This window comes from Stenotrophomonas sp. YJH_SMC_8, assembly GCF_059371315.1.
Window position 1 is genome coordinate 345,272 of sequence record NZ_JCAFUL010000002.1, and the last position, 25,457, is coordinate 370,728.

Annotated in this window: 20 protein-coding genes; 11 read left to right on the forward strand and 9 right to left on the reverse strand. The window is 67.6% G+C overall.

The genetic code is table 11. From position 1 onward, the window contains the following. Position 1: 1 nt before the first annotated feature. Together AC5P88_RS03510 and AC5P88_RS03515 are read right to left on the reverse strand one after the other, a co-directional pair. Positions 2 to 1,246, reverse strand: a complete 1,245-nt coding sequence (locus tag AC5P88_RS03510; RefSeq protein WP_286073967.1) for a DUF418 domain-containing protein — start codon at positions 1,244 to 1,246, stop codon at positions 2 to 4. Positions 1,247 to 1,345: 99 nt separating this feature from the next. After that, entirely contained in the window at positions 1,346 to 1,828 is a 483-nt protein-coding gene (locus AC5P88_RS03515; RefSeq protein ID WP_099554997.1) for an FKBP-type peptidyl-prolyl cis-trans isomerase, read from the reverse strand. Positions 1,829 to 1,939: 111 nt separating this feature from the next. Between AC5P88_RS03515 and AC5P88_RS03520 the strand changes: the two genes are divergently transcribed. Together AC5P88_RS03520 and AC5P88_RS03525 are read left to right on the forward strand one after the other, a co-directional pair. Then, positions 1,940 to 2,479, forward strand: a complete 540-nt coding sequence (locus tag AC5P88_RS03520) for a C40 family peptidase (RefSeq protein WP_049430125.1) — start codon at positions 1,940 to 1,942, stop codon at positions 2,477 to 2,479. Positions 2,480 to 2,610: 131 nt separating this feature from the next. Continuing rightward, positions 2,611 to 3,384, forward strand: a complete 774-nt coding sequence (locus AC5P88_RS03525) for a C40 family peptidase (RefSeq protein WP_053091939.1) — start codon at positions 2,611 to 2,613, stop codon at positions 3,382 to 3,384. Positions 3,385 to 3,893: 509 nt separating this feature from the next. On the opposite strand, the gene AC5P88_RS03530 is transcribed toward AC5P88_RS03525, so the two are convergent. Further along, positions 3,894 to 5,228, reverse strand: coding sequence for a dicarboxylate/amino acid:cation symporter (locus tag AC5P88_RS03530; protein WP_142806487.1), 1,335 nt, complete (start codon positions 5,226 to 5,228; stop codon positions 3,894 to 3,896). 153 nt (positions 5,229 to 5,381) lie between these two features. Between AC5P88_RS03530 and AC5P88_RS03535 the strand changes: the two genes are divergently transcribed. The 5 genes from AC5P88_RS03535 (at position 5,382) to AC5P88_RS03555 (ending at position 10,620) form a co-directional block, all read left to right on the forward strand. Continuing rightward, positions 5,382 to 7,088: an alkaline phosphatase gene (locus tag AC5P88_RS03535; RefSeq protein ID WP_111113552.1), complete on the forward strand. Its 1,707-nt coding sequence runs from the start codon at positions 5,382 to 5,384 to the stop codon at positions 7,086 to 7,088. After that, positions 7,085 to 7,630 (forward strand): WG repeat-containing protein, encoded by a 546-nt coding sequence (locus tag AC5P88_RS03540; RefSeq protein WP_286073968.1) that lies wholly within the window; start codon positions 7,085 to 7,087, stop codon positions 7,628 to 7,630. The genes AC5P88_RS03535 and AC5P88_RS03540 overlap by 4 nt, the downstream gene beginning before the upstream one ends. Positions 7,631 to 8,168: 538 nt before the next feature. Beyond that, the gene (gene tilS / locus AC5P88_RS03545; RefSeq protein WP_286073969.1) at positions 8,169 to 9,455 is read left to right on the forward strand and encodes a tRNA lysidine(34) synthetase TilS; all 1,287 of its coding nucleotides are present in this window, start codon (positions 8,169 to 8,171) and stop codon (positions 9,453 to 9,455) included. A gap of 36 nt (positions 9,456 to 9,491) precedes the next feature. Beyond that, entirely contained in the window at positions 9,492 to 9,752 is a 261-nt protein-coding gene (locus AC5P88_RS03550) for an exodeoxyribonuclease VII small subunit (protein WP_005410522.1), read from the forward strand. Next, positions 9,742 to 10,620, forward strand: coding sequence for a polyprenyl synthetase family protein (locus tag AC5P88_RS03555; RefSeq protein ID WP_106550603.1), 879 nt, complete (start codon positions 9,742 to 9,744; stop codon positions 10,618 to 10,620). Before AC5P88_RS03550 ends, AC5P88_RS03555 begins: the two co-directional genes overlap by 11 nt. A gap of 81 nt (positions 10,621 to 10,701) precedes the next feature. Here AC5P88_RS03555 and AC5P88_RS03560 read toward each other — a convergent pair whose 3' ends face one another. Both AC5P88_RS03560 and pmbA read right to left on the reverse strand, forming a co-directional pair. Further along, positions 10,702 to 11,076, reverse strand: a complete 375-nt coding sequence (locus AC5P88_RS03560; RefSeq protein WP_106550602.1) for a DUF4870 domain-containing protein — start codon at positions 11,074 to 11,076, stop codon at positions 10,702 to 10,704. Between the two features lie 87 nt (positions 11,077 to 11,163). Further along, on the reverse strand, positions 11,164 to 12,531 hold the full coding sequence (pmbA, locus tag AC5P88_RS03565; RefSeq protein WP_049428314.1) for a metalloprotease PmbA: 1,368 nt from the start codon (positions 12,529 to 12,531) through the stop codon (positions 11,164 to 11,166). A gap of 68 nt (positions 12,532 to 12,599) precedes the next feature. Here pmbA and yjgA point away from each other — a divergent pair, with 68 nt between their 5' ends. Beyond that, a complete protein-coding gene (gene yjgA, locus AC5P88_RS03570) occupies positions 12,600 to 13,187 on the forward strand; it encodes a ribosome biogenesis factor YjgA (protein WP_106550600.1) in 588 nt (195 codons plus the stop codon). Positions 13,188 to 13,228: 41 nt separating this feature from the next. Here the strand turns inward: yjgA and tldD are convergent, their stop codons facing one another. Genes tldD through AC5P88_RS03590 form a run of 4 tightly spaced genes read right to left on the reverse strand, consistent with a single transcriptional unit; the run spans position 13,229 to position 20,707 of the window. Beyond that, positions 13,229 to 14,674: a metalloprotease TldD gene (gene tldD, locus AC5P88_RS03575; protein ID WP_106550599.1), complete on the reverse strand. Its 1,446-nt coding sequence runs from the start codon at positions 14,672 to 14,674 to the stop codon at positions 13,229 to 13,231. Positions 14,675 to 14,733: 59 nt separating this feature from the next. Next, positions 14,734 to 18,588 (reverse strand): YhdP family protein, encoded by a 3,855-nt coding sequence (locus AC5P88_RS03580; protein WP_495224310.1) that lies wholly within the window; start codon positions 18,586 to 18,588, stop codon positions 14,734 to 14,736. Positions 18,589 to 18,618: 30 nt separating this feature from the next. After that, positions 18,619 to 20,106 carry a ribonuclease G gene (rng, locus tag AC5P88_RS03585; protein WP_099555021.1) on the reverse strand — a complete coding sequence of 496 codons (1,488 nt, stop codon included), beginning with the start codon at positions 20,104 to 20,106 and terminating at the stop codon, positions 18,619 to 18,621. Next, positions 20,099 to 20,707, reverse strand: coding sequence for a Maf family nucleotide pyrophosphatase (locus tag AC5P88_RS03590; RefSeq protein WP_111112145.1), 609 nt, complete (start codon positions 20,705 to 20,707; stop codon positions 20,099 to 20,101). Before AC5P88_RS03590 ends, rng begins: the two co-directional genes overlap by 8 nt. A 130-nt stretch (positions 20,708 to 20,837) precedes the next feature. Here AC5P88_RS03590 and AC5P88_RS03595 point away from each other — a divergent pair, with 130 nt between their 5' ends. From AC5P88_RS03595 to AC5P88_RS03605, 3 genes are all read left to right on the forward strand, one after another. After that, complete coding sequence (locus AC5P88_RS03595; RefSeq protein WP_106550596.1) at positions 20,838 to 21,575, forward strand: SIMPL domain-containing protein; 738 nt, start codon at positions 20,838 to 20,840, stop codon at positions 21,573 to 21,575. 216 nt (positions 21,576 to 21,791) lie between these two features. Further along, entirely contained in the window at positions 21,792 to 22,442 is a 651-nt protein-coding gene (locus tag AC5P88_RS03600) for an energy transducer TonB (protein ID WP_495224311.1), read from the forward strand. 197 nt (positions 22,443 to 22,639) lie between these two features. Continuing rightward, positions 22,640 to 25,453 (forward strand): TonB-dependent receptor, encoded by a 2,814-nt coding sequence (locus AC5P88_RS03605; RefSeq protein WP_495224313.1) that lies wholly within the window; start codon positions 22,640 to 22,642, stop codon positions 25,451 to 25,453. The last annotated feature ends 4 nt before the right edge of the window (positions 25,454 to 25,457 follow it).

The window sequence follows — 25,457 nt, forward strand, 5'->3', positions numbered from 1 at the left end:
ATCAGCCCTGCCCGGCTCCGCGCCGCATCGGCGGCCACTGCCGGTAGGTCATCGCGCGCCACAGCCATTCCATCGGCCCAAAGCGGAAGTGGCGCAGCCAGGCGTGCGAGATGCCCACCTGCACGGTGAACAGCAGCAGCGCGAACAGCAGCTGCACGCTGCGTGGCATCATTTCGAACGCGCCCAGGCCGTAGTGGTAGAACAACCAGGTGCACAGCAGGGACTGGCCGAGGTAATGGGTCAACGCCATGCGCCCGACCGGCGCCAGCCAGCCCAGCCACGCGCGCCAGTGCACGATCCAAGCCAGGTAGCCCAGGCACATCGGCAGGCCGCCGATCGTCACCAGCGCCATCGCCGCCGTCACCGGCAGATCGTAGGCGCCCGGCGCCAGATACGGTTTCCAGGCAACACCCAGCAGCGTGACCAGCAGGCCGAGGGGCAGCGCCACCCAACGCAACACCGCGTACAACCGCGGGAAGCGCTCCGGTGTGGCCAACGCGCCGCTGCCGGCAAACCAGCTCCCGATCAGGAACATGCCAAGCACCTCCGGACCGGTGATCAGCAGCGCCCCCATCGACGCGCCGAACTCATTCACCCGCTGCACGGTGGCCTGCATCCAGCTGCCGTGCCCGTACACCTGGCGCTGAAGATCGATGCTCTGCTGCGCCTCGGTGAGCATTTCCCGCACCTCGTCCGCCGAGGCCATCGACACCATCGCGCCGACCAGCAGCATCATCGCCACGCCGCCGAGGTAGACCGTCGCGCCCATCCACGGCAGCCAGCTGCGCGGCGCCTCCCGGCAGGCCAGCAGCGGCAGCGAGATCAGCGCGTAAAGCACCAGGATGTCGCCCGACCAGACCAGCACTGCATGGCACAGGCCGATCAGCAGCAGACCGGCGCTGCGACGCAGGTAGAACGGGGTGAAATCACGCCCAGCCAGCTCGGCGCGTTGCGCCATCACCGCAAAGCCGGCGCCGAACAACAGCGAGAACAGGGTGAAGAACTTGCCCTGCACGAACACATAGACAAAGGCATCGGCCCAGTAGTCAATGCCATGCCAATGCACGTCGATGGCAGTGAACGCCAGGTCCAGCGGCCCGCTGAAGGCCTCGATGTTCATCAGCAGGATGCCCAGCAGCGCGGCACCGCGCAGCACGTCCAGCACGGCGATGCGTTCGCCGGAGGCCATCGGCTGCAGGGAAGGAGAAGCGGCGTTCACGGGGCATCCGTCGGGCAGGTCCGTCATTATGCCGCCGGCCCGCACGCCGTGGATGGGCGCGCCGTGTTCCAGAAACGCAACGGCCCGCCGAAGCGGGCCGTTGCTGGCATCACGATCGCGCTGCGATCAGTGGTGGTGACCACCGTCGCCGTGGACGTGGCCGTGATCGATCTCTTCCTGGCCGGCTTCGCGCACATCGACGATTTCCACGTCGAAGTGCAGGTCCTTGCCAGCCATCGGGTGGTTCAGGTCGACGTCGACGACGCTCATGCCGACCTTCTGCACGGTCACCGCACGCGGGCCGAAGTTGGTCTGCAGCACGACCTGCTGGCCCGGGGCCAGCTTGGTGTTGCCGAAGTGCTTCTTCGGCACGCGCTGGGACAGGCCCTCACGGCGCTCGCCGTAGGCGTCGGCAGCATTGACATCGACGCTGAAGGTCGCACCGGCTTCCTTGTCCATCATGGCGTTTTCCAGGCCCGGGATGATGTTGCCGTGGCCGATCAGGATCGCCAGCGGCTCGCCGCGGTCCTTGGACGATTCGATCGGCTCCTGGCCGACTTCGGAAACGGTGTAGTGGAAGCGGACAACGCGGTCTTTTTCGATCTTCATGCGCAACTCTGTCTGGATCTGCCGGAGGCAGGCGGGTTGGGGCGGGTTGTCGCCCGGCGGGGACGCCGCCATCATGACGGCCAATCCAAGGTGGCGCATTATCCGGAGATCATGCACATCACGCCAGTTTCGTCCGGCCTGCGCCGGCTTCTCGCCCCGGCCCTGCTGCTGGCCCTGCCCCTGCTGATGACCGCCTGCGGCGGTGGCAAGGCCACCCGCCCTGCACCTCCGCCGCCAACGGCGAACTGGCCGAAGACCGTGCCGGACAACCCGGAGGCGGCCAACTCGGTGCTGATGCGCGCCATCAGCCTGGTCGGCACCCCCTACCGCTATGGCGGCAACACCCCCGATTCGGGCTTCGACTGCAGCGGCCTGGTCGCCTATGTCTACCGCGAGATGCTGGACCTGAAGCTGCCACGTACTTCGCGCGATCTGGCGGCGGTACAGGGCCCGAAGATCGATCCGCAGCGCCTGGCCACCGGCGATCTGGTGTTCTTCGGCAGCCGCGGCAGCGTCACCCACGTCGGCATTTATGTAGGTGAAGGGCGTTTCGTGCACGCGCCGAGTACCGGTGGCACCGTGCGGCTGGACTCGCTCAGCGGTCCCTACTGGAAGGACCACTACACAGGCGCGAAACGTGTCCTTCGCTAAGATGAACAGGCGATATGTTCAAAACTGTGACGCGCATCACCTTGAAACTAACGGATTACTAACGGAATTTTTAACTTATCCGCGCTTTTACAGGGCATGATGCCCCATCGTTTTTTTCCTGTGACCGACGCGTGACGACTGACGACCTGAAAAGCGAAGGCCAGACTTCCGTATCTTCACGCAGTGCCCGCCCGTTGTTGCTTGGCCTGGCACTGTGTCTGACCAGCCTCCCGGCCTGGTCGCAGACTGCTCCGAACCGTTCCGATGCAACCCCGGCCCCGGTGGCCGAGAGTACCGCCCGACCGGCCGCCAAGGCCGAGGCTGCCGCTCCGCAGCGCAGCCGCGTCGACGCCGCCGCCAGCGCTACCCTGGCCGCCCTGCTGCCGCACCTGGCCGCCAACGACACCATTCCGCTGATGGACCGCTCGGCCGTGGTGGCCGGTGACCTCAGCCGCCTCCTCGCCAACTACGACACCAGCAGCGCTGCCAATGGCAGCGTTGTCGGCACCGCGGCCGACAACGGCAAGGTGCAGTCGCTGCTGCGCCGTGCGATGACACTGCTGGGCACCCCGTACCGTTGGGGCGGCAGCAACCCGGACAGCGGCTTCGACTGCAGTGGCCTGGTCGGTTACGTGTTCCGCTCGGCCCTGGGTATCGAGCTGCCGCGCGTCTCGCGCGAAATGGCCCATGACGACAACGCCGAACTGATCAACGACCGTACCGCGCTGGCCGCCGGTGACCTGGTCTTCTTCGGCCGCAAAGGCCGCGTTGACCACGTCGGCATCTATGTGGGCGATGGCCGCTTCCTGCACGCGCCGAGCTCGGGCAAGGACGTCCGCGTGGACACCCTGCTCAGTGGCTACTGGGGCAACAAGTTCATGCAGGCTCGCCGGGTCGACCTCTGACCCGCTGGCGCCACCGCGCTGCCTGATGCAAGAAGCCGCTGCCCTGCAGCGGCTTTTTTGTTGGGCCTGCAATGGGGGACCCGCGCTGGTGGGTTTGGCCGGCCCGATCGGGTGCATGCCCGGTCGGGTGCATGCCTTGGTGGGTGCCGACCCTGGTCGGCACCGCCGCTATCCACGCATGGCGTGGATCTACCGGGGTCTGCCTGGTGGGTTTGGCCGGCCCGGTCGGGTGCATGCCTTGGTGGGTGCCAACCTTGGTCGGCACTGCCTCCATCTATGCATGGCGTGGATCTATCGGAGCCTGGCCTGGTGGGTTTGGCCGGCCCGGCCCGGTGCATGCCCTGGTGGGTGCCGACCTTGGTCAGCACCGCCGCCATCCACGCGTGGCGTGGATCTACCGGGGCTCGGCCTGGTGGGTTTGGCTTGCCCGGACGAGGGCCCGCCGTGGTGGGTGCCGACCTTGGTCGGCACTGCCGCCATCCACGCATGGCGTGGATCTACACACAACCTCAGGCGCGTGGCGGCGTCGGGTCGGGATCATCCACGCCCACGTTGCTGGACGGGTTGTCATACACCGCCTGGTCGAGCAGCCCGGTCTCCTTGGCCACGATCACCGGCACCAGCATCTGGCCCGTCACGTTCGTCATCGTGCGCATCATGTCCAGGATGCGGTCGATGGCATACAGGTAGCCGATCGTCTCCAGCGGCAGGTTGGCCGCGCTCAGCACCACCGTAGCCATGATCACCGCGGTACCCGGCACGCCGGCGGTACCGAAGCTTCCCAGCACCGAGGCGATCAGCACCACCACGTACTGTTCCGGGGTCAGCGGCACACCGCTGTACTGCGCGATGAACACCGCGCACAGCGCCGGATAGATCGCACCACAGCCGTCCATCTTGATGCTGGCGCCCAGCGGCACCGCGAACGAACCGTAGTCCTTGTTAACGCCCAGGTTGTGGGTGATCGAACGCAGCGCCACCGGCATCGCGGCGAAGCTGGACGAGCTGACGAAGGCCACCTGCATGCCAGGCGCCGCACCGCGGAAGAACTTCAGCGGATTCAGGCCATGCGCCAGCAGCAGCGCACTGTAGACCACCACGATGTGCAGGGCGCAGGCCACATACAGGGCCAGCACGAAATGACCCAGCGGCAGCAGCTTCTCGAACCCGTAACTGCCGACCAGACCGGCGATCAGCCCGAAGGTACCGATCGGGGTGACTTCCAGCACGAAGCGGGTCACCTGGATCATGATGTCGCTCATCTGGCCGACCAGCTTGCGCGCCTCGGTCACCTTCTCGCCCAGCTTGACGATGGCGAAGCCGACCAGGCCAGCGAAGAAGATCACCGGCAGGATCGAACCACGCCCGGCGGCCAGCACGGTTTCACCCGCGGCATTGACCTTGGTGCCGATGCCGGACAGCGCATAGAAGACATTGGCCGGCACCACGTCCAGCAATACCTGCACCACGCTGGGCACTTCGCGCGGCACATAGTTGCTGGCCATCGACAACTGCAGGCCACCCGCGCCGGGCTGCAGCACCGTGCCTACGGCCAGGCCAACGCATACCGCCAGCGCGGCGGTGATCACGAACCACAGGAAGGTGCGGCCACTGAGCGCGGCGACCGACTTCTGGCCGTGCAGCGACGAGATCGCATTGATGACCGCGAAGAACACCAGCGGCACCGCGATCATCTTGATCAGGGTGACGTACAGCTCGCCGAGCGGGCCGAACCACGTTTCCGCGGCCGGGCCGAGCGCCCAGCCGGCCAGCGCGCCGAGCACGAAGCCACCGACCACGCGCTGCCAGAATGGAATCCGCAGCCAGGCAGAGACCAGCTTCATAGGCAATCCAGAGGGAAGGAAGGGATGCTGGCACGATAGCCCAACAACGGCTGGGGAACGACCGCCCGGCCGGCAAATCAGTGTGTCATCGGCGTGCCTTGCGAGGGCGGGCATAATGAACGTCCCGTTACAGTTTGTGAGATCCCAGCGTCCATGCGCCGTTCCGTCTCCCTGTTGGCCGCCTGCGCCACCACCCTGCTGCTGGGCGCCTGCGCCAGCACCGCCCCCGCGTCCGCTCCGGCCGGCCTGAAGGTCGCCGTCGATCCCGTCGCCCACCCGGCCGGCGAGACACCGCAGTGGTGGTACCGCAGCGGCGCCGCCCAGGCCGCCGCCAACGGCGCGATGTCCGGCAAGGCCAAGAACGTCATCCTGTTCCTCGGCGACGGCATGAGCCTGACCACCGTGGCCGCCTCGCGCATCTACGAAGGCCAGCAGAAGGGCGGCTCCGGCGAAGAGAACCTGCTGTCCTGGGAGCGCTTCCCGGCCACGGCGTTCAGCAAGACCTACAACACCGATTCGCAGACGCCCGATTCGGCCGGCACCATGACCGCCATCACCACCGGCGTGAAGACCCACATGGGTGCGATCGGCGTCAGTGCCGGCAGCCGCACCGACTGTGCCGACAGCCTGTCCAAGGGCCTGCTGACCTGGCTGCAGCTGGCCGACAGCGCCGGCCTGGCTACCGGCGTGGTATCCACCGCGCGCCTGACCCATGCCACCCCGGCCGCCACCTATGCGCACTCGCCCGAGCGCAACTGGGAAAACGACACCGACCTGACCGACGCGGCGAAGGCCGCAGGCTGCAAGGACATCGCCCAGCAGCTGCTGTCGACCTCGCGCTATGGGCGTGGCCCGCTGGTTGCCCTTGGCGGCGGCCGTGGTGAATTCACCACGGTGGAAGAGCGCGACCCGGAGTACGACGACAAGGTCGGCCAGCGCCTGGATGGCCGCAGCCTGGTGCAGGAATGGCAGCAGGCGCACCCGCAGGGTGCCTACGTGTGGAACAGCAAGCAGCTGGCCGCCGCCGCGGATGCGCCGGCCATCCTTGGCCTGTTCGAACCGGACCACATGCGCTACGAGTACGAGCGCCCGCAGGATCCGGGCGGTGAGCCGAGCCTGGCCGAACTGACCGCAGCAGCGATCAAGAATCTGTCGAAGCACCAGGAAGGCTACGTGCTGATGATCGAAGGCGCGCGCATCGACCACGCCAACCACAGCGGCAATGCCTACCGTGCACTGACCGAGACCGTGGCGCTGTCCGACGCGGTCCGCGTGGCCAACGAACTGACCTCGGCCGATGACACGCTGATCATCGTTACCGCCGACCACTCGCACACGCTGAACTTCGTCGGCTACCCGGCACGCGGCAACCCGATCCTGGGCAAGGTGAAGGACAAGGGCGGCGAAGACGGTGCCGGCAAGCTCGACTATGCGCTGGACGGCAGCGGCCAGCCCTACACCACCCTGACCTACGCCAACGGCCCGGGCCATACCGGCGCCAGCAACCAGCAGCCGGCCGGCCCCAAGCGCTACCCGCACAACCCGAGCAGCTTCGAACCGGCCAACGGCCGCCCAAACCTGCGCGAGGTCGACACCGAGCACCCCGACTACATGCAGGAGGCGCTGGTGCCGATGAAGTCCGAATCGCACGGCGGTGAGGATGTCGGCATCTGGGCACGCGGCCCGGGCAGCAAGGCGATCCGCGGCACGCTGGAACAGAACGCGATCTACCACATGATCGTGCAGGCCACCCCGGCCCTGCGCGAGCGCCTGTGCCAGGCCGGCACCTGCGACGACAAGGGCGTGCCGGTGCAGCTGCCGGCACCGACGGCCTTCGAGCGCAAGGCCGAGGCCAAGTGATCGTGAGGCAGGCCCGCCCTGCCCCTGCCAGCGGCCGCTTCGCGCGGCCGCTGGCCCTGCTCGGCGTGCTGGCCAGTTCCAGCGCGCTGGCGCAGGCACCGGCGTGCAAGCTGCTGACCGACGAACACGGGTTATGGCCGCTGCCCAACTGCGAAGTGGTCGACCACCGGCCGAAGATCCAGCCGGACACGCTGAAAGACCTGAACTTTGATGACCACGGCCTGGCCGTGGTGTATGCCGACCAGGGTTTCCACTACGTCGACCGCAAGGGCCGCAGCCTGCCGGTGCTGACCTGGGACAACGGCCCGGAGACACCGGAGGAAGGCCTGCTGCGCGGGCGCGTCGGCAATCGCGTGGGCTACTTCGATCTGACATTCCGCCAGGTGGTGCCGGGCACCTTCGATTTCGCCTGGCCGTTCCGAGATGGCGTGGCCGAGGTCTGCAACGGCTGTCGTCGCGGCACGCCGGATGGCGATGGCCACACGCCGATGGAAGGCGGAGAGCGGTTCCGCATTGACCGTTCGGGTCGTCGGGTGAAGTAGGTTTTCGGCAGGGCTGCGCCCTGCACCTGCAGACGCAACGGCAACGGCCGAAGCAACAGCAACAGCGTGCATTCCGTGGGATGGCGGGGCACTGTGGGTTTGCGGGGACGCCGTAAACCCATCCATGGGGGCTTGGTCGCCGCATCCATGCGGCTCACACCCCGCAAACCCACAGTGCCCCGCCTTCGACAGGTTCCCGGTGACGGTTGGACCATCCACGCTTTGCGTGGATCACATCTGTCAGATATCGAATTGAATCCGGGGTCAGATCCGTTTTCCTGCGGAAAACGGATCTGACCCCAAGAGCAATTCCGACAGTTCGCAGGAAACTGTCGAAGGCGGGGTGGGTCCGGTTGCGGGAGTGTCCGCGGCATGGATGCCGCGGCCAAGCCCCCAAGGATGGGTTTACGGCGTCTCCCGCAACCGGACCCACCCCGCCATCCCTCAGCTGACCAGCTGTTGCTGTTGCTGTTGCTCTGGCTCGTAGCGGGTGCAGGGCGCAGCCCTGCCAAGTAAACCCCACCCTATACTTGCCGCCGTGACTGCCTTCCCCGCCCTCGTTCCGCTGGATGCGCCGCTGCTGGTGGGTTACAGCGGCGGTGTCGACTCCACCGTGCTGCTGCACTGGCTGTGGCGCTGCGCCCAGGCCTCCGGCACTCCGCTGCGTGCGATGCACGTACACCACGGTCTGCAGCCAGCCGCCGACGACTGGGTACGGCATTGCCAGCAGCAGTGCGCGGCCCTCGGTATCGAGCTGGCCGTGCACCACGTACAGGTCGACGACACCACAGGCCTGGGCCTCGAAGGCGCGGCGCGCCAGGCACGACGTGCCGCCTTCGCGGCCGAGCTGCGCGAAGGTGAAACGCTGGCACTGGCGCAGCACCAGGACGACCAGGCCGAGACCTTCCTGCTGCGCGCGCTGCGCGGTTCGGGCGTCGATGGCCTTGCAGCGATGTCCGCACGCAGCCGTCTTGGCGAACATCACCTGTGGCGACCACTGCTGTCGACGCCGCGCACCGCGCTGCTCGACTACGCCCAGCAGCACGCGCTGCAATGGATCGAAGACCCCAGCAACGCCGAAGACCACGCCGATCGCAACTTCCTGCGCCTGCAGGTGTTGCCGTTGCTGCGCCAGCGCTGGCCGCACGCGGCGGCGGCATTGGCCGGCAGCGCGACGCATTGCCGGCAGACCCGCGAACTGCTGGACGAGGAAGACGCCGAGCTGATCGCGCACCTGGAAGTGGCACCGCGCGTGCTGTCGCTGCAGTTGCTGCGTCAGGTATCACCGGGGCGCGCGGCACGCGTGCTGCGCGCCTGGGTGATCGGCAACGGCGCAGCACCGTTGCCGGCCACGGTGTTGCAGCAGGCGCTGGAGGAGCTGTTGCCGGCCGACACCGACCGCCAGGCGCGTGTGCGCTGGCAGGATCACGTGATCCAGCAATGGCGTGACCATGCCTACCTGCTGCCAGCCCGGCTGCCCTCGCTGCCTCTAGACTGGCAGGCGGCCTGGGATGGCCGTGCACCGCTGCCATTGCCCGACGGTGGCCAGCTGAGCCTGCTTGGCGCCAGCGCGTTCGAACAGCCACTGCAGGTCCGTGCACGCGTGGGCGGTGAGCGCATCCTGCTGCCCGGCCGCCAGCATTCGCACGCGCTGAAGGACTGCCTGCAACGTGAGCGCCTTGCCCCATGGCGGCGCGCGCAGCTGCCGTTGATCTTCGATGGCCCGCAGTTGCTGGCCGCCGCCGACGTGGTCATCGCCGCGCCCTTGCAGGCCTGGTTGCAGGCGAACGAGGCACAGCTGCGGTGGCGTCCCGGCGGCTGGTGAATTGACCCCCGCGCGCGGCCCGTCCACACTTGCCGCATGGCCAAGAAGTCCCCCGAAAACGCCTCCCCGGTCGCCCAGTTCGAGCAGTCGCTCGAATCGCTGGAGCAGCTGGTGGAGCAGATGGAAACCGGCGAGCTGAGCCTGGAAGCTTCGCTCAGTGCTTACGAGCGTGGTGTCGGTCTGTACCGCCAGTGCCAGCAGGCGCTGGAGCAGGCCGAACTGCGCGTGCGCCTGCTCAGCGATCCGGCGCAGCCGGAAGCCTCCGAGCCTTTCGATCCACCCAGCCATGACGGCTGAGGTCCTGTTCGCGCGTTGGCGCGACCGTATCGAAAGCCAGCTCGATGCCGCCCTGCCCTCGCCTGCCGAGGCGCCGCAGCGCCTGCACCAGGCCATGCGCTATTCGGTGCTCGGTGGCGGCAAGCGCATGCGGCCGCTGCTGGTGTACGCCAGTGGTCACCTGTTCGGCGCGCAACTGGAACACCTGGACGCCGCTGCGATGGCCGTCGAGCTGATCCACGCCTATTCGCTGGTGCATGACGACCTGCCGGCGATGGACGACGATGCCCTGCGTCGCGGCAAGCCGACCACCCACATCGCCTTCGACGAAGCCACCGCGATCCTTGCCGGTGATGCGCTGCAGACCCGTGCTTTCGGCCTGCTGGCCGATGCTCCGCTGCCAGCCACCTTGCGCGTGGCCTGCCTGCAGACCCTGGCCCATGCCTCGGGTGCTTCAGGCATGTGCGGCGGCCAGGCGCTGGACATCGATGCCACCGGCCAGCAGCAGACGCTGGCAGCATTGACCCGCATGCATGCCCTGAAGACCGGTGCGTTGATCCGGGCGGCAGTACGCCTGGGCGCGCTGTGCGGCCAGGCCCACGAACCGCAGCTGGCCCAGCTGGACAGCTTCGCCGATGCGCTCGGCCTGGCCTTCCAGGTGCGCGATGACATCCTCGATGTCGAAGCCAGTTCCGAACAGCTGGGCAAGACCGCCGGCAAGGACCAGGCACAGGACAAGAGCACCTTCCCCGCCCTGCTCGGCATGGACGGTGCGAAGGCGCAGCTGCAGGAACTGGCGGCACGCATGCAGGCCCTGCTGGCCGGGTATGGCGACGAGGCCGATGCGCTGCGCGCACTGGCGACGCTGGCAGTGGAACGCGATCACTGATCGCTGCACGCGGCCCGGCATTTCCCGCACACGAAAACGCCCGGCAATGCCGGGCGTTTTCAGTTCCGCGTGCGGACGATCTTACTTGATCAGGCGCAGCGCGAACGGGTAGCGGTAGGCTTCGCCGTTGTTGGCCTTGACCGCAGCGATGATGCTGAACACCAGGCTGATGATGCCGACGATCGGCGCCAGGATGCCGCCGATGATCACGATCATCAGGATCATGCTGATGACCATGGCGATGGTCACGGTGATCTGGAAGTTCAGGGCTTCCTTGGCCTGGTCGGTCACGAAGGCCTTGCCCGCGTCATCCTTGTTGATCAGCCAGATGATCAGCGCGCCGATGAAGCCGGTGAAGATGCCCAGCAGGTGCGCGGCCAGGGCCATGGTGCGCTGGTCGGCCGGGACGTCGGTGGTGGCCGGCGGCGGCGGCGGGACGTTATCGAATTCACTCACGACAAAACTCCTTTTCATTGGGTGGTCTTGACCAACCAGCACCCAGCTGATTGCGTCAGGCGGGCATAGCTTACGCCATCGACGGCATCAATCATTACCTGCGATGGTCATCCTCCCCAACAGGATCGAACCGGTCCGGATGTGCGAGCGGGGATCGACGTCGCTGCCGACCGCCTCGATGCTGCTGAACATCTCGCGCAGGTTGCCGGCGATGGTGATGCCGTCCACCGGGTACTGGATCTCGCCGTTCTCGACCCGGAAGCCACCCGCGCCACGCGAATAGTCGCCGGTCACGCCGTTCACGCCCTGCCCCATCAGCTCGGTCACCAGCAGGCCGTCGCCCATCTGCCGCGCGATGTCCTGCAGGGAGCCGGCATTGGCCGCCAACTGCAGGTTGTGCACGCCGCCGGCGTTGGCGGTGGTCTGCAGGCCCAGCTTGCGTGCCGAGTAGCTGCCCAGCACATAGCGCTGCAGCACGCCATCGCGGACCAGCGCCGAGGCCCGGGTGGCGACGCCGTCGCCGTCGAAGGCTGCCGAGCGCAGGCCACGGCGCAGGTGCGGCAGCTCCTCGATCTGCATCCATTCCGGGAACAGGCGCTGGCCAACGCTGTCCAGCAGGAAGCTGGCCTGGCGGTACAGGGCACCGCCGGACACCGCCGACAGCAGGTGCCCGACCAGGCTGCGCGCCACTTCCGGGGCGAACAGCACCGGCATGCTGCCGGTGGCCAGCGATCGCGGCTGCAGGCGGGCGACAGTGCGCTCGGCGGCACGGCGACCGACCAGGCCGACGTCCTCCAGGTCCTCGCGAGCCAGCGCACTGGTGTACCAGCCGTCACGCTGCATGCCATCGCCCTGCCCGGCGATCAGCGCACAACCGACCGAGTGGTGGGTGCCGCGCTCACGGCCGATGAAGCCATGCGAATTGGCATAGACCGACAGGCTCTGCATGCTCGACACCGAGGCGCCGTCGGAATTGCGGATCTGCGCATCGGCCTCACGGCCTGCGGCTTCGCAGGCCAGGGCCAGGTCCACCGCCTCGTCGGCCTGCAGCGCCCACGGGTGCCAGCCGTCCAGGTCCGGGAAGTGGGTGGCCATCAGGTCCGCCTCGGCCAGGCCGGCGGCCGGGTCGTCCTCGGTATGCCGGGCGATGGCGCAGGCCTGCTCGACCGTGGCCGCCAGGCTGGCCTCGTTCAGGTCGCCGGTGCTGGCGCTGCCCTTGCGTTGGCCGAAGTACACGGTGACGGCGATGCCGCGGTCGCGGGTGGACTGCACGGTTTCGACCTCGCCGAGGCGGACATTGACCTCCAGCCCACGGTCTTCGCTGCAGCTGACTTCGGCCTGGCTGGCGCCCAGCGCGCGGGCGCGGTCGAGCAGCTGCTGGGAGAGGTCGGCCAGCCGTTCCAGCCGGGCCGGGCTGTCGTCGCCGACGGCGGCTTCAGGGGCGATCACGTTCAATGCTTTATCCTGTACGGGTTGGGCCCGGCATCACGCCGGGCGACTTTTTTTGAAATCAGGTATGGACGATGCGCGGACGCGACGAAGAAACCGGTGAATTCCACGACAAGAGCCGCAGCCAGAACCGGCGCGACGCGCTCGACGTCCTGGCCCTGGGCGAAAAACTGGTGTCGCTGACACCGGCCCAGCTGGCGCGCCTGCCGATCCCGGAAGACCTGCTGCCGCACATCGCCGAGTGCAAGCGCATCACCGCCCACATCGCCCACAAGCGCCAGTTGGCGTTCCTGGCCAAGCACATGCGCCGCGAAGAAGACGCCACGCTGGATGCGATCCGCGATGCGCTGGATGCCAACAGCGAAACCGGCCGCCGCGAGGTGGCGATGATGCACCGCGTGGAAGACTGGCGCGAGCGCCTGTTGGCCGAAGGTGACAAGGCGCTGGCCGCCCTGCTGGACGACTACCCGCAGGCCGACCGCCAGCAGCTGCGCACGCTGGTGCGCAATGCGCAGGCCGAGAAGGCGAAGAACAAGCCGCCGCGTGCCTACCGCGAGATCTACCAGGTGCTGCGCGCACTGATGCTGCCGGCGGCGCTCGGCCTGAAGGCCAGCGCCGAGGACGCCGGCCACGTCGAGACCGACGAAGCCGACGAGGACTGAGTCCGCGCCGGCGCGGGCGGTGGCGCTGGCCATCGCCCGGCTCAGGCCTGGGTACCGCCGACGGTGATGCCCTCGATCAACAGCGACGGCTGGCCGACACCCACCGGCACACTCTGCCCGTCCTTGCCACAGATACCCACGCCCTCATCCAGGGCCAGGTCGTTGCCGACCATGCGTACCTTCTGCATGGTCTCCGGACCGTTGCCGATCAGGGTCGCGCCCTTCACCGGCGCGGTGATGCGGCCATCCTCGATCAGGTAGGCCTCGGTGGCCGAGAACACGTACTTGCCGCTGGTGATGTCGACCTGGCCGCCGCCGAAGTTGACCGCATACAGGCCCTTCTTCACCGAACGGATCATTTCCTGCGGATCGTGCTGGCCGGCACGCATGTAGGTATTGGTCATGCGCGGCATGGTCAGGTGCGCGAACGATTCGCGGCGCCCGTTGCCGGTCGGTGCCATGCCCATCAGGCGTGCATTGAGGCTGTCCTGCATGTAGCCGACCAGGATGCCGTCCTCGATCAGCGTGGTGCACTGGCTCGGGTGGCCTTCGTCGTCGATGTTGAGCGAACCGCGACGGCCGTCGAGCGTACCGTCGTCAACGATGGTCACCCCCGGGGCGGCAACGCGTTCGCCGATGCGGCCAGCGTAGACACTGGTGCCCTTGCGGTTGAAATCGCCTTCCAGGCCATGGCCGACCGCCTCGTGCAGCAGCACGCCGGGCCAGCCCGGGCCCAGCACAACAGGCATCACGCCGGCCGGTGCCGGCACGGCATCCAGGTTCACCAACGCCTGGCGCAGGGCCTCGCGCGCGAACGCTTCCGGGCGGCCATCCGCGAACAGTTCCTCATAGCCATAGCGGCCACCACCGCCGGCATAGCCGGACTCGCGGCGGCCGTTGTGTTCGACGATCACCTGCACGTTCAGGCGCACCAGCGGGCGCACGTCAGCGCCCAGCACGCCGTCGCTGCGGGCGATCAGCACCGTGTCGACTCCCCCGGACAGGCTGACCATCACCTGCTTCACGCGCGGGTCGGCGGCACGCAGGTAGCCGTCCAGGCGCTTGAGCACCTCGACCTTGGCCTCGTTGCCGACGCCATCGATGGGATCCAGCGCCGGATACAGCGCGCGTGCATTGCCGCGCAGCAGCGAGCGCCCGGCCTGCGCGCCACCTTCGCGCGAGATCGCACGCGCCGACTGCGCCGCGGCCAGCAGCGCGTCGGCATGGATGTCATCGGAATAGGCGAAACCGGTCTTCTCGCCGGAAATCGCGCGGACACCCACGCCTTGCTCGATGGAGTGGGCACCGTCCTTGACGATGCCATCCTCCACGCTCCAGCTCTCGCGGCGGGCATGCTGGAAATAAAGGTCTCCGAAGTCGACTCCGGGGCCGAGCAACTGCCCGAAGGTGCGCTCCAGGCCAGCGGTATCCAGGCCACCGGGGCGCAGCAGGCGGTCTTGGGCAAGCGTCAGGGCGATATCAGTCATGGTCTCGATCTGGGGGTGCGGGGGCGCTCAGGCAAGCCCCGTGAACAGGAGGTCCACGCTCAGCGTGAGCGTGGCAGGTCGGTAACGGTCGGCGGAACGGCCGGGGCCGGGCGCGGCACGGGCGCTGGCGGGGTCTTGTCGCGGCTGCGTTCGATCACTTCCACCTTCGGCTCCTTCCAGGGGCCGGTCACCTTGTAGGTGCGGGCGCCGATCTCGCCGAGCGGTTTGGACAATACCGCATTGGTGGCCGCGCCGAGCGCCGCGCCCACCGGGCCACCTGCCACCGCGCCGACCACGGTCAGCAGGTTGCCGGCGCGCGGGTTGACATCGATGGTCTGGTCGAACTGCTGGTTGCGCAGATCGGCCTGGCCGCGGATGGTGATGTTTGCCGCCGGGCCTTCGATCAGTACTTTGTCGGTGCGGGCCATGCCCTGTCCGAACTGCACGCTGCCGTCGACCTGGTTGAACGCGAAGCCCTTGGAGAAGAAATCGCGGAAGTCGAACATCAGGCGCCGCGGCAGCTGGGTCACGCTGAGCAGGCCCAGCACACGACCGGCGCCCGGCTCCAGCTCCAGCAGCTGGCCATTGCGCGCGTGCAGGTCCAGGCGGCCCTGCAGGTTGGCCAGCTGGAAGTCCGAAGGGCCACCACTCCACGACGCCTGCAGCTGCGCCTGGCCGGAGCCGCCGCGCAGCTGGCCGCCGTAATCGAGGTTCTGCATCAGTCCGCCCAGGTCCTCACTGCGCACCTGCGCGGTCAGTTCGGTGCGGGCACCACCGGTGCGGCCCAGCCAGCGACCGCTGATGTCAATCTCCTGGTCCGGCGCGCGGAAGCGCAGCTCGTCCACGTTCAGTCCGTTGGCCAGTGGCCGCGTCCGCAGCACCGCCTGGCCGAGCACGACCTTGCCGAACTGCAGGTCGGCGATGTCCAGCGCGAACGGCGGCAGCTTGGCCGGGTCCATGTCATTGGCACCGGCCTGCACCCGCGCTGGCGCGGCCGCACCCGGTGCCGGTGGCAGCGACTGCCAGTGCACGCGATCGAGTTGGCCACTGATGGTGCCTCCTTCGGCGTTGGGTACGGTCAGGCGACCAGCCAGCGAAGGTCCATCCAGGCGCACATCCAGCGCCTGCGGTCCCGGCTGCAGCTGCAGGCGGGTCTGCTCGAAGACGCCGCCGATCAGCATCAGCTTGCCGACCTGCACGTCCACGGCACGCAGCGGCATGCCGTCATCGTCGTTGCCACCGCGGGCCAGGCCGATCCACTCCAGCGCATCCAGGGTCGGGCTGCGGCCATTGACGGACAGTCCGCTCGGCGGCGGCTCGCGATCGGCATGGTCGCTGCCCAGGGTGACCTGCACACCGGTGCGGTTGTTGTGGCTGCGCGCGGCCAGGGCCAGACGCTGGCCAAAGGCCACATCGATGCGGCCAGCGCCCATCGGCAGCTGCGCGGCCACCGTGGTCGCCAGCGGCTCGGTGGCCGGCTTGTCCAGGGGCGCCGGCAGGTCCAGGCGGGTTCCCACCAGATCCGAGCTCAGGCGCAGCTCGCTGGGCGGTGCGGGCGCTCCCGGTGCCACTTTGGGGAGGTTGACCGCAATGGTCCATGGCGAGGTACCGGCGATATAGGGCTTGAGCCACGCCATTTCCGGGGCGCGGTCAATCAGCACGCCGGCGTCGAGGTTGGCCGTCAGCTGCGACTCGAACGCCAGCCTGCTGTCGTGCACGTAGCCGCCGGCGCGCAGGCTCAGGCGGCCGTCCTGACCAAGGTGGCGCACCGCCAGTTCCTCAGCACCGAAGCCGCCATTGCTGTAGCGCGCCTGCCCATGCATGTTGTCGAAGGCCAGCTGGAAGCGCTTGTCCACCAGCTTCACACCATTGAGGTCGACCGTGCCCTGCAGGTGACCGCCGCCTTCATCGTGGTGCAGCGGCTGCAGCAGGTCGAAGGTCACGTGCGCCGGGCCGCTGGCGACCAGGTTGTCCAGGGTATCGCCATAGTCCTTGTGCAGCGGGCTCTGCCGCAGCATCGCCAGCAGCTTGCCCGCATCGCTGGGCGCATCCGCGCGCACATACAGCGGCTGCTGGCCGAAGTCCGGAATGCCCGCTTCGAATGCCTGTACCGCCACGCCGGCCAGATCGCCGCGCCCACGCATGTCGAAGCCGGGGCCGATGAAGGCGATATCGGCATCGACCTGGCGCATCAGCGGCCAATCGTGCTGGAAGCGGATCTCGCCATTGGTGATGTGTCCGGTGGCCTCGAAGCGGCCATCATGGTTGTCGAACGGCCAGTCATCCAGGTCACCACTGACCAGGCCGACACCGTTGCGCACCTGCCCATCGGCCAGTGCCATGTCCAGCCAGTCGGTAGCACCCTTGCTCATCTTGGAATGGATCCAGAACCGCTTGGCCGCGGTCATCGGCACATCGTCCAGCTTGGCCGCCAGCTGCAGCCACGGCCGCGTGCCGTCACCCTGGAACCAGACGCCGCCACGCACATCGGCCGCGTAATCGGTACCTTCCACCCGCATCGCCGCGGTGCCGATGCGCCAGCCACCGGCCTCGTCGCGCCAGCCCACCACCTGCCCGGCCAGATGCAGGTCGTGGCGCACGCCGAAGCCCGTCGGCCAATCGAACTGCAGCTGACGTTGCGGCTGCAGCTGCAGGCTGAAGCCATCGGCATCGCCCTCGAAGCGTCCCCCCAGGCCACGCAGGCCCGGTGAGTGACCCACGCTGGCGAAGCCCAGCGACTGCAGCTCACCCTGGACCCACAACGGGCCATCACGTTCGCCGGCCAGCTGCAGCTCACGCACATCCAGCTGCGGTTTGGACAGGAACAACCAATGGCGCAGGCCGGGGTCGAGGCGATCACTCAGCGCCAGGGCGCGCAGCGCGGTACCGGCCTGTACCTCGCCGGAACCAACCCGCAACTGCTTGCCGACCTGCAGGTGCAGGCCATCGAGCTGTTGTTCACCGTCCGCCGACTTCAGGCGCAGGCGCGGCACCTGCAACGCCCAGCCATCGGCCTGGCGCTGCCAGCGCAGGCGGGCCTGCACGCGCTGCAGCTGCAGCTGCGGAGCAGCCACGTCGGGCATCGGTGCGCCGTCGATGCGGACGTCACGCAGGTCCGAATCAGTGGTCAGGGCCACCGGCGCGAAATCGCGCAGGGTCAGCCACAGGTTCAGTTCGCCCTTGCCCTCGCGCAGGCGGATGCCCCCGGCCGCCAGCAGCGGCGACCAGGCGTGGAAATCAACGGGGTCTGCGCCAAGCCAGGCCTGGCCGTTGCCGCCTGCGCGGTCCACGTCCAGTACCGCGGTCAAAGGCAGCGCATCGGCCTGTGCCCATGCCCGTACGCCCACCCGCAGGCGCTGGCCGTTGACGCGCAGGCGGAGGTCGATGCGCGGCAGCGTGGTGTCGATGCCCAGGCCCGGCGCATGCACGCCCAGGCGGCCACCGATCACCTGCAGTTCGCCCAGCCGGCGCAACGCGTCCAGCGGGTCGCCGCCGGTACTGGACTGCGGCAGGCCACGCACCGACCAGCGGCCGTCCTCGCCCTGCTGCAGGTCCAGTGCCAGGCCACGCAGGCGCAGTTCGGTCAACGAGCGGCCGGGCAGCAGCCCGCTGTACATCGACACCAGCACCTCGGCCTCGCCGATGGCCAGGCCCTGGCCGGCGCCGATGCGCAGGCCCTTCAGCTGCAGCAGCGGGCCACGCCGGGTCCAGGCCGTCTGCAGCTGGTCGAAATGCACCGGCTGGCCGGCGCGTTCACTCAACCAGGCGGCAATCCTGTCGGGATGGCGCTCGGCCAGCGGCAGCAGCTGGCTGAGGGTGCCCACCAGCAGTGCCAGCCCGACCAGGCCCACCGCGCAGGCGGCAATGAAATGACGGCGGATCCTTCGCAGTCGCAGGCGCGGCGGCGCGCTCATCGGCCACCGCCGGCCTGCGGCCGGCGAGGATCAGAGCAGAACGACATCGAATTGCTCCTGCAGGTACTGCTCGTCCGCCTGGAAGCGGATGCTCTTGCCGAGGAATTCCTCCAGCTCGGCCACAGCCGAGGATTCCTCGTCGGTGATGCGCGCGACCACCTTGGTCGAGGCGATCACCAGCAGGCGCGCGGCATCGAACTGGCGCACGGCACGGGTGATCTCGCGGAAGATCTCGTAGGTCACCGTTTCGGTGGTCTTGATGCTGCCACGGCCGCTGCACTGCGGGCAGGTTTCCGACAGCTGGCGCTCCAGGCTTTCGACCGTGCGCTTGCGGGTCATTTCCACCAGGCCCAGCGGCGAGAAGTCGTACACCGTGGTCTTGGCATGGTCGCGGGCCAGCGCCTTTTCCAGCGTGCGCAGCACCTGGCGGCGATGCTCGGCATCATCCATGTCGATGAAGTCGATGATGATGATGCCGCCCAGGTTGCGCAGCCGCAGCTGCCGTGCCACCGCCTGTGCCGCTTCCAGGTTGGTGCGGAACACCGTCTCTTCCAGGTTGCGCTGGCCGAGGAACGAACCGGTGTTGACGTCGATGGTGGTCATCGCCTCGGTCTGGTCGATCACCAGGTAGCCACCGGATTTCAGCGGCACCTGCTTGTCCAGCGCACGGCCGATCTCGTCCTCCACCCCGAACATGTCGAAGATCGGGCGATCACCGGCGTACAGCTCCAGTTTCTCGGCCAGCACCGGCATGTACTTGGCAACGAAGGCCTGCAGCTGGCCGAAGGTCTCCTTCGAATCCACCTTCACCTTGTCCACGTCCTTGCGGATCAGGTCGCGCACCGAACGCAGCGGCAGGCTCAGGTCCTCATAGATGTTGCTGCACGAGGCTGCCTCGCGGCCCCGTCGCTCGACCACGTTCCAGACCCGCGACAGGTAGGCGATGTCCTCGGCGATGGCTTCGGCCGGCTGGCCTTCGGCGTTGGTACGCACGATGTAGCCGTAGCCACCATGCTGGGCCGACAGCTCGGTCACCAGTGCCTTCAGCCGCGCGCGCTCGGTTTCATCCTCGATGCGCGCGGACACGCCCACGACCTTGGATTGCGGCAGCAGCACCATGTAGCGCGACGGAATGCTGATCTGCGTGGTCAGGCGTGCACCCTTGGTGCCGATCGGGTCCTTCACCACCTGCACCACGATGTCCTGGCCGTCACGCAGCAGCTCGACGATGGGCACGCTGGCCGGCGGCGGCAGGGTCGTGTTCTCGGTGTCGGCACTGGCCACCGGCGCCGGGCGCACCACGTCGTTGGCGTGCAGGAACGCGGCGCGCTCCAGACCCACTTCGACGAACGCGGCCTGCATGCCGGGCATGACCCGCTGCACCTTGCCCTTGTAGATGTTGCCGACCACGCCACGGCGCCAGCCGCGCTCGATGTGCAGTTCCTGCAGCATGCCGTTTTCGATCACCGCGACCCGGGTTTCGCGCGGGGTCACATTGACCAGGATTTCCTCAGACATCGGCAGCCTCCCTGGCGGCATCAGCAGTTGGGGCCGGCACGCCGCAGCGCGCCAGCAGACGATCGGTGTGCAGCAGCGGCAGTCCCATCACGCCGGAGTAGCTGCCGGAAAGATGTTCGATCCAGCGTTCGGCCCCGCCCTGGATGGCGTAGGCGCCGGCCTTGTCCAGCGGCTCACCGGTGGCCACGTAGGCGGCGATGTCAGCGTCGTCGATCGGCGCGAAGGTCACTTCGGAAATGACCAGTTCGCTGTCCAGACCATCCGCACCGACCACCACCACGGCGGTCATTACCTGATGGGTGCGCCCGGCCAGTCGCGCCAGCATCGCGCGCGCGTCGGCGGCGTCGGCCGGCTTGCCGAACACTTCACCGTCCAGCACCACCTCGGTGTCCGAACCGAGCACCTGCGCCTGCGGGTCTTCGGCCAGCACCCGGGCCAGCCCGGCGCGTGCCTTGTCGGCGGCGACCCGGCACACATACTGTTCGGCACTCTCGGTCGCGGCGCGCTGCTCGACGACCTCCAGGTCCAGGGCCTGGAAGGGGCGTCCGAGTCGGGCCAGCAACTGGTTGCGTCGGGGGGAGCGGGAAGCAAGATAGAGCATCGGCACAGCATAACCTGAGCCCGTCACCTGAATCGTCGGCAACCTGTCGAGGAACGCACACAACCCCGAACGGGCTCACAGCGCGTTCATCGCTACGACACCACCCTCATCCGCACAACAAGGAGATCCCATGCGCCTGACCGCCACCCCGCTGCTGCTCGCCCTGTCCCTCGCCCTTGGAACCTCGATGACCGCCCATGCCGCCCCGTCGTCGCCGTCGATCGCCGCCGCGGCCGAAGGCACCCTGCTGAACATCTCGTCCAATGCCGAAGCCACTCGCGTGCCGGACGTGGCCACCCTGTCGGCAGGCGTGGTCACCCAGGCCGCCGATGGCAACAGCGCGATGCGCCAGAACGCCCAGCAGATGGACAAGGTGCTGGCCGCGATCAAGGCCGCCGGCATCGCCGAGCGTGACGTGCAGACCAGCGGCGTCAGCCTCAACCCGCAATACCGCTATGCGGACAACGAAGCGCCGAAGATCACCGGCTACCAGGCCAGCAACACGGTCAGCCTGAAGGTCCGCGACATCGCCAAGCTCGGCAAGGTGCTCGACGCGCTGGCCGCGCAGGGTGCCAACCAGATCAACGGCCCCAGCTTCGAGATCGACCAGCCGGAACCGGTCTATGACGAAGCCCGCCTCGCCGCGCTGAAGAAGGCCCAGGCCCGTGCCCAGACCTATGCCAAGTCGCTGGGCCTGCAGGTGCGCCGCATCGTCAGCATCTCCGAGAACGCCGGCGGCGGCTACCGCCCGATGCCGATGATGCGGACCATGTCGGCCGGCGCGGCGATGGACAAGGCCACCCCCGTCGCACCGGGTGAATCCACTGTGTCGGTCAATCTGGACGTGGTGTTCGAACTGGGTCGCTGATCCCATCCTTTCCGTTAGACAGAGGCGGGTCCCGCGGGGGGCCCGCCTTTTTCATGTGGGCCGGGGCGGCTGGCTGAAGGCCAGCCCAACGATCCTGCCCCTGCCTCTAGGCAGTGGCCGGGCCCTGGCGTTAATGATTGACTGCCAGCCGCGTGCGGCAACCCCGCCACGGGCCCTGGTGCGTTGAGGACTTCGTCACTGGCATGGAGGTGGACCATGGTTCGTACGTATCCCGTTGCATCCCCGCACTTCGACCCCGCCCGCGTTGCCGCCTGGAGCGCGGCCATCGCCCTGCATCTGCTCGCGTTCCTGCTGCTGCTGATTCCGGCGACCTACCAGGCCGTGCAGGTCCCGCGTGACAAGACCACGGTCAGGCTGATCGAGAAGATCCCGCCAACGCCGCCCCCTCCGGTGCTGCAGGAACCGAAGGAAGTCGCCCGGGTCGTGCCGAAACCGCACGCACAGCCGGCGACACCGCCACTGCCGGCCCCTACCGCGACCGTGGAGGAAACCCAGGGCATCACGCTGCCGGCCGCTGAACAGGCCCCACCGCAACTTGCGCCGAGCATCGACACCCATACACCGCTGTCCGGCGCCCAGCTGCAGTACCGCAGTGCACCGCCACCGGCCTACCCGGTCGCCGCACTGCGCAACCATGAGCAGGGCACGGTGCTGCTGCGGGTGGAGGTCGACAACAGCGGTCAGCCGGTCGCGGTCAGCATCGAGCGCAGCAGTGGCTCGCGCCACCTGGACCAGGCCGCACGCCAGCAGGTGCTCAAGCGCTGGCGCTTTGAACCGGCCCAGCGTGATGGCGTAGCGGTACCGGCCATCGGCCTGGTGCCGGTGCAGTTCTCGTTGCCGGACTGACGATCCGGGGCCGGTCCGACCGCCTGTCGGACCGGCCTTCGAGATCGAAATGCCAAACTCGGCAAAGTTCGACCTCAAACGTTACGGATTAAGCAAAATTTCACGTCTTCGTCACCCGTCGGAAACCTAGATTGGCCCGTCCCGGACACTCCGGAGACAGCCCTCAACGCTACGGTTTTCCAGTTAGGAGAGAAGCTGTGAAACACCTGATCCAACGGCCCGCCAGCCGCCGCCGCTGCACCCTGGCATCGTCCATCACCCACATCCTTACCGGCGGCACCCTGCTGCTGGTTGGCGCCGTGGCTTCCACCTCCGCCTTCGCGCAGGAAAAGGCCACCAACCTGGACCGCATCACGGTCACCGGTTCGAACATTCCGCGCACCAACACCGAAACACCGTCCCCGGTGCAGGTGGTGACCCGCCAGGAAATCGACCGCACCGGCAAGACCACGGTTGCCGAATACCTGCAGACCCTGACTGCTGATGGTTCCGGCTCCATTCCGAAGACCTTCGGCAACGGCTTCGCCGGCGGTGGTGCCGGCATTTCGCTGCGTGGCCTGGGCGCGGGCTCGACCCTGGTCCTGTTGAACGGCCGCCGCATGGCCACCTACGGCCTGGCCGATGACGGCCAGAAGGTCTTCACCGACCTGAGCACCATTCCGCTCGACGCGGTTGAACGCGTGGAAGTGCTGAAGGATGGTGCCTCGGCGATCTATGGCTCCGATGCCATCGCCGGCGTGGTCAACATCATCCTGCGCAGTGACTTCCAGGGCGCGATCCTGCGCGCTTCGTACGGCACCTCCGGCGACGGCGACGGCAACGCAAAGAAGGCCACCCTGACCGCCGGTACCGGCGATCTGGCCACTGACGGCTGGAATGCCTTCTTCAGCCTGGACGTCGGCAAGACCGACGCGATCAAGATCAGCGATCGCAAGAACCGCAAGTGGATCGGCACCGGCGACACCCGCCCGTGGGGCTACGGCAACAACGCTCAGTTCCTGGGCGGCGCCTTCCTCAGCGGCGGTACCCGCGGCGGCGTAGGTCCGAATGGTTCGGTGTACGACGGCACCGGCCATCTGGTCGCCCTGCCGGGCTGTGCCGGCCTGACCACCATTCCCGGCCAGAACGACGCAACCGCCCAGGCACAGGGCTGCCTGTGGGATCCGAACCAGCTGTACCGTGACCTGACCCCGGAAGAGAAGTACGTCAACGTGTTCGGTCGTGCCAGCTTCGCCTTCGGCGAAGGCGGCGAGATCTACACCGAGATCGGCTACTCGAAGAAGGACACCACCTTCAGCAACACGCCGTCCGGTGTTTCCGGTGGCTGGGGCTACCCCGGTGGCCCGATCAACGCCAACAGTGGCGATGGCGCCACCGTGCTGGGCCCGAACCATCCGGACAACCCGATCCCGGGCCAGGCCTCGCGCCTGCGTTACTCGGCCTGGGATGTCGGCCCGCGCGTGACCGACAACTCCAACGAGTTCACCCGCTTCCTGGTCGGCGTCAAGGGCAACTGGGGTGACTGGAGCTACGATACCGCCTACCTGCACTCCGGCACCGACCTGGTCAACAAGCGCACCGGCTTCCTCAACTACGACAACGTGCGTTGCGCCCTGGCCAATCCGAACTGTGCCGGTGGTGTGTGGCGCATCGGCGACAACGCCAACCTCAATTCGCAGGCGCTGTACGACTTCATCTCGCCGCGGATCAGTGCACGTGCCAAGTCGACCCTGGACATGTTCGACTTCACCGTGTCGCGCAGCCTGATGGACCTGAAGGGTGGCCCGCTGGGCCTGGCGATCGGTACCGAGTGGCGCAAGACCAGCAACAGCCTGACCCCGCAGACCTTCACCGACCAGGGCCAGATCATCGGCCTGGGCTATTCGGCCTACGACGGCACCCAGAACGTCTACGCCGGCTATGTGGAACTGTCGGCACCGGTGCTGGAACAGCTGGAACTGTCCGGCGCGCTGCGTTACGACAAGTACGAAAGCGGCGAAGGCAAGGCAACGCCGAAGCTGGGCATCAAGTGGACCCCGGCTGACTGGATCGCCCTGCGTGCCAGCTACGCCGAAGGCTTCCGCGCGCCCAACCCGGCCGAGAACGGCGATGGTGGCCTGGCTGCCTTCTCCAATGCTGCCGACCCGGTGCGCTGCCCGGGCGGCAACCCCGCACCAGGTGCGACCTCCGACGATTGCGGCGCCCTGCCGGTCGCGATCATCACCCGTCCGAACAAGGACCTGAAGCCGGAAGAGTCGAAGAGCTACTCGGTGGGCATCGTGCTGCAGCCGACTTCCACCACCTCGCTGACCGTGGATGCATGGCAGATCAAGCGCACCAATGAAATCGCCCAGGGCGACACGGGTGCGGCGATCGCGGCAGGCAATGTGCTGCGTGACAACAACCTGCTCAACGGCGTCCCGGGCACCGGCAGCATCCTGGCCGTCAACACGGCGTACATCAATGCCGCATCGACCCGCGTCCGCGGTATCGATACCGATATCCGCCAGACCTTCGATATCGGCCCGGGCCAGCTGGAAATGGACCTGCAGTGGAGCCATGTGCTCAAGTTCGAGCGCACCGATGCCGACGTCACCCGCGACTACGCCGGCACCCACGGCAACTGCGACGTGACCAACTGCATCGGTACGCCGAAGGATCGCATCAACTTCGGCACCACCTGGCGCCAGGGTCCGTGGAGTGTGAGCGGCGTCGCCAACTACATCTCCAAGATGGAGAACAAGGATTTCCGTGGTCCGGAGGGCTCGTACCAGTTCTCGTACTTCGACGGTACCGACGTCACCAAGATCTCCTCGTTCACCACCTTCGACCTGTCCGGCCGCTGGAACATCACCGAAGCCTTCGAGCTGAATGCCTCGGTGCAGAACGTGTTCGATCGCATCGCTCCGCTCGACCCGACCACCTACGGTGGCGTGAACTACAACCCGCTGCACTTCAGCGGCGCCATCGGCCGTTACTTCACCGTCGGCGCCAAGTACACCTTCAAGTAATACC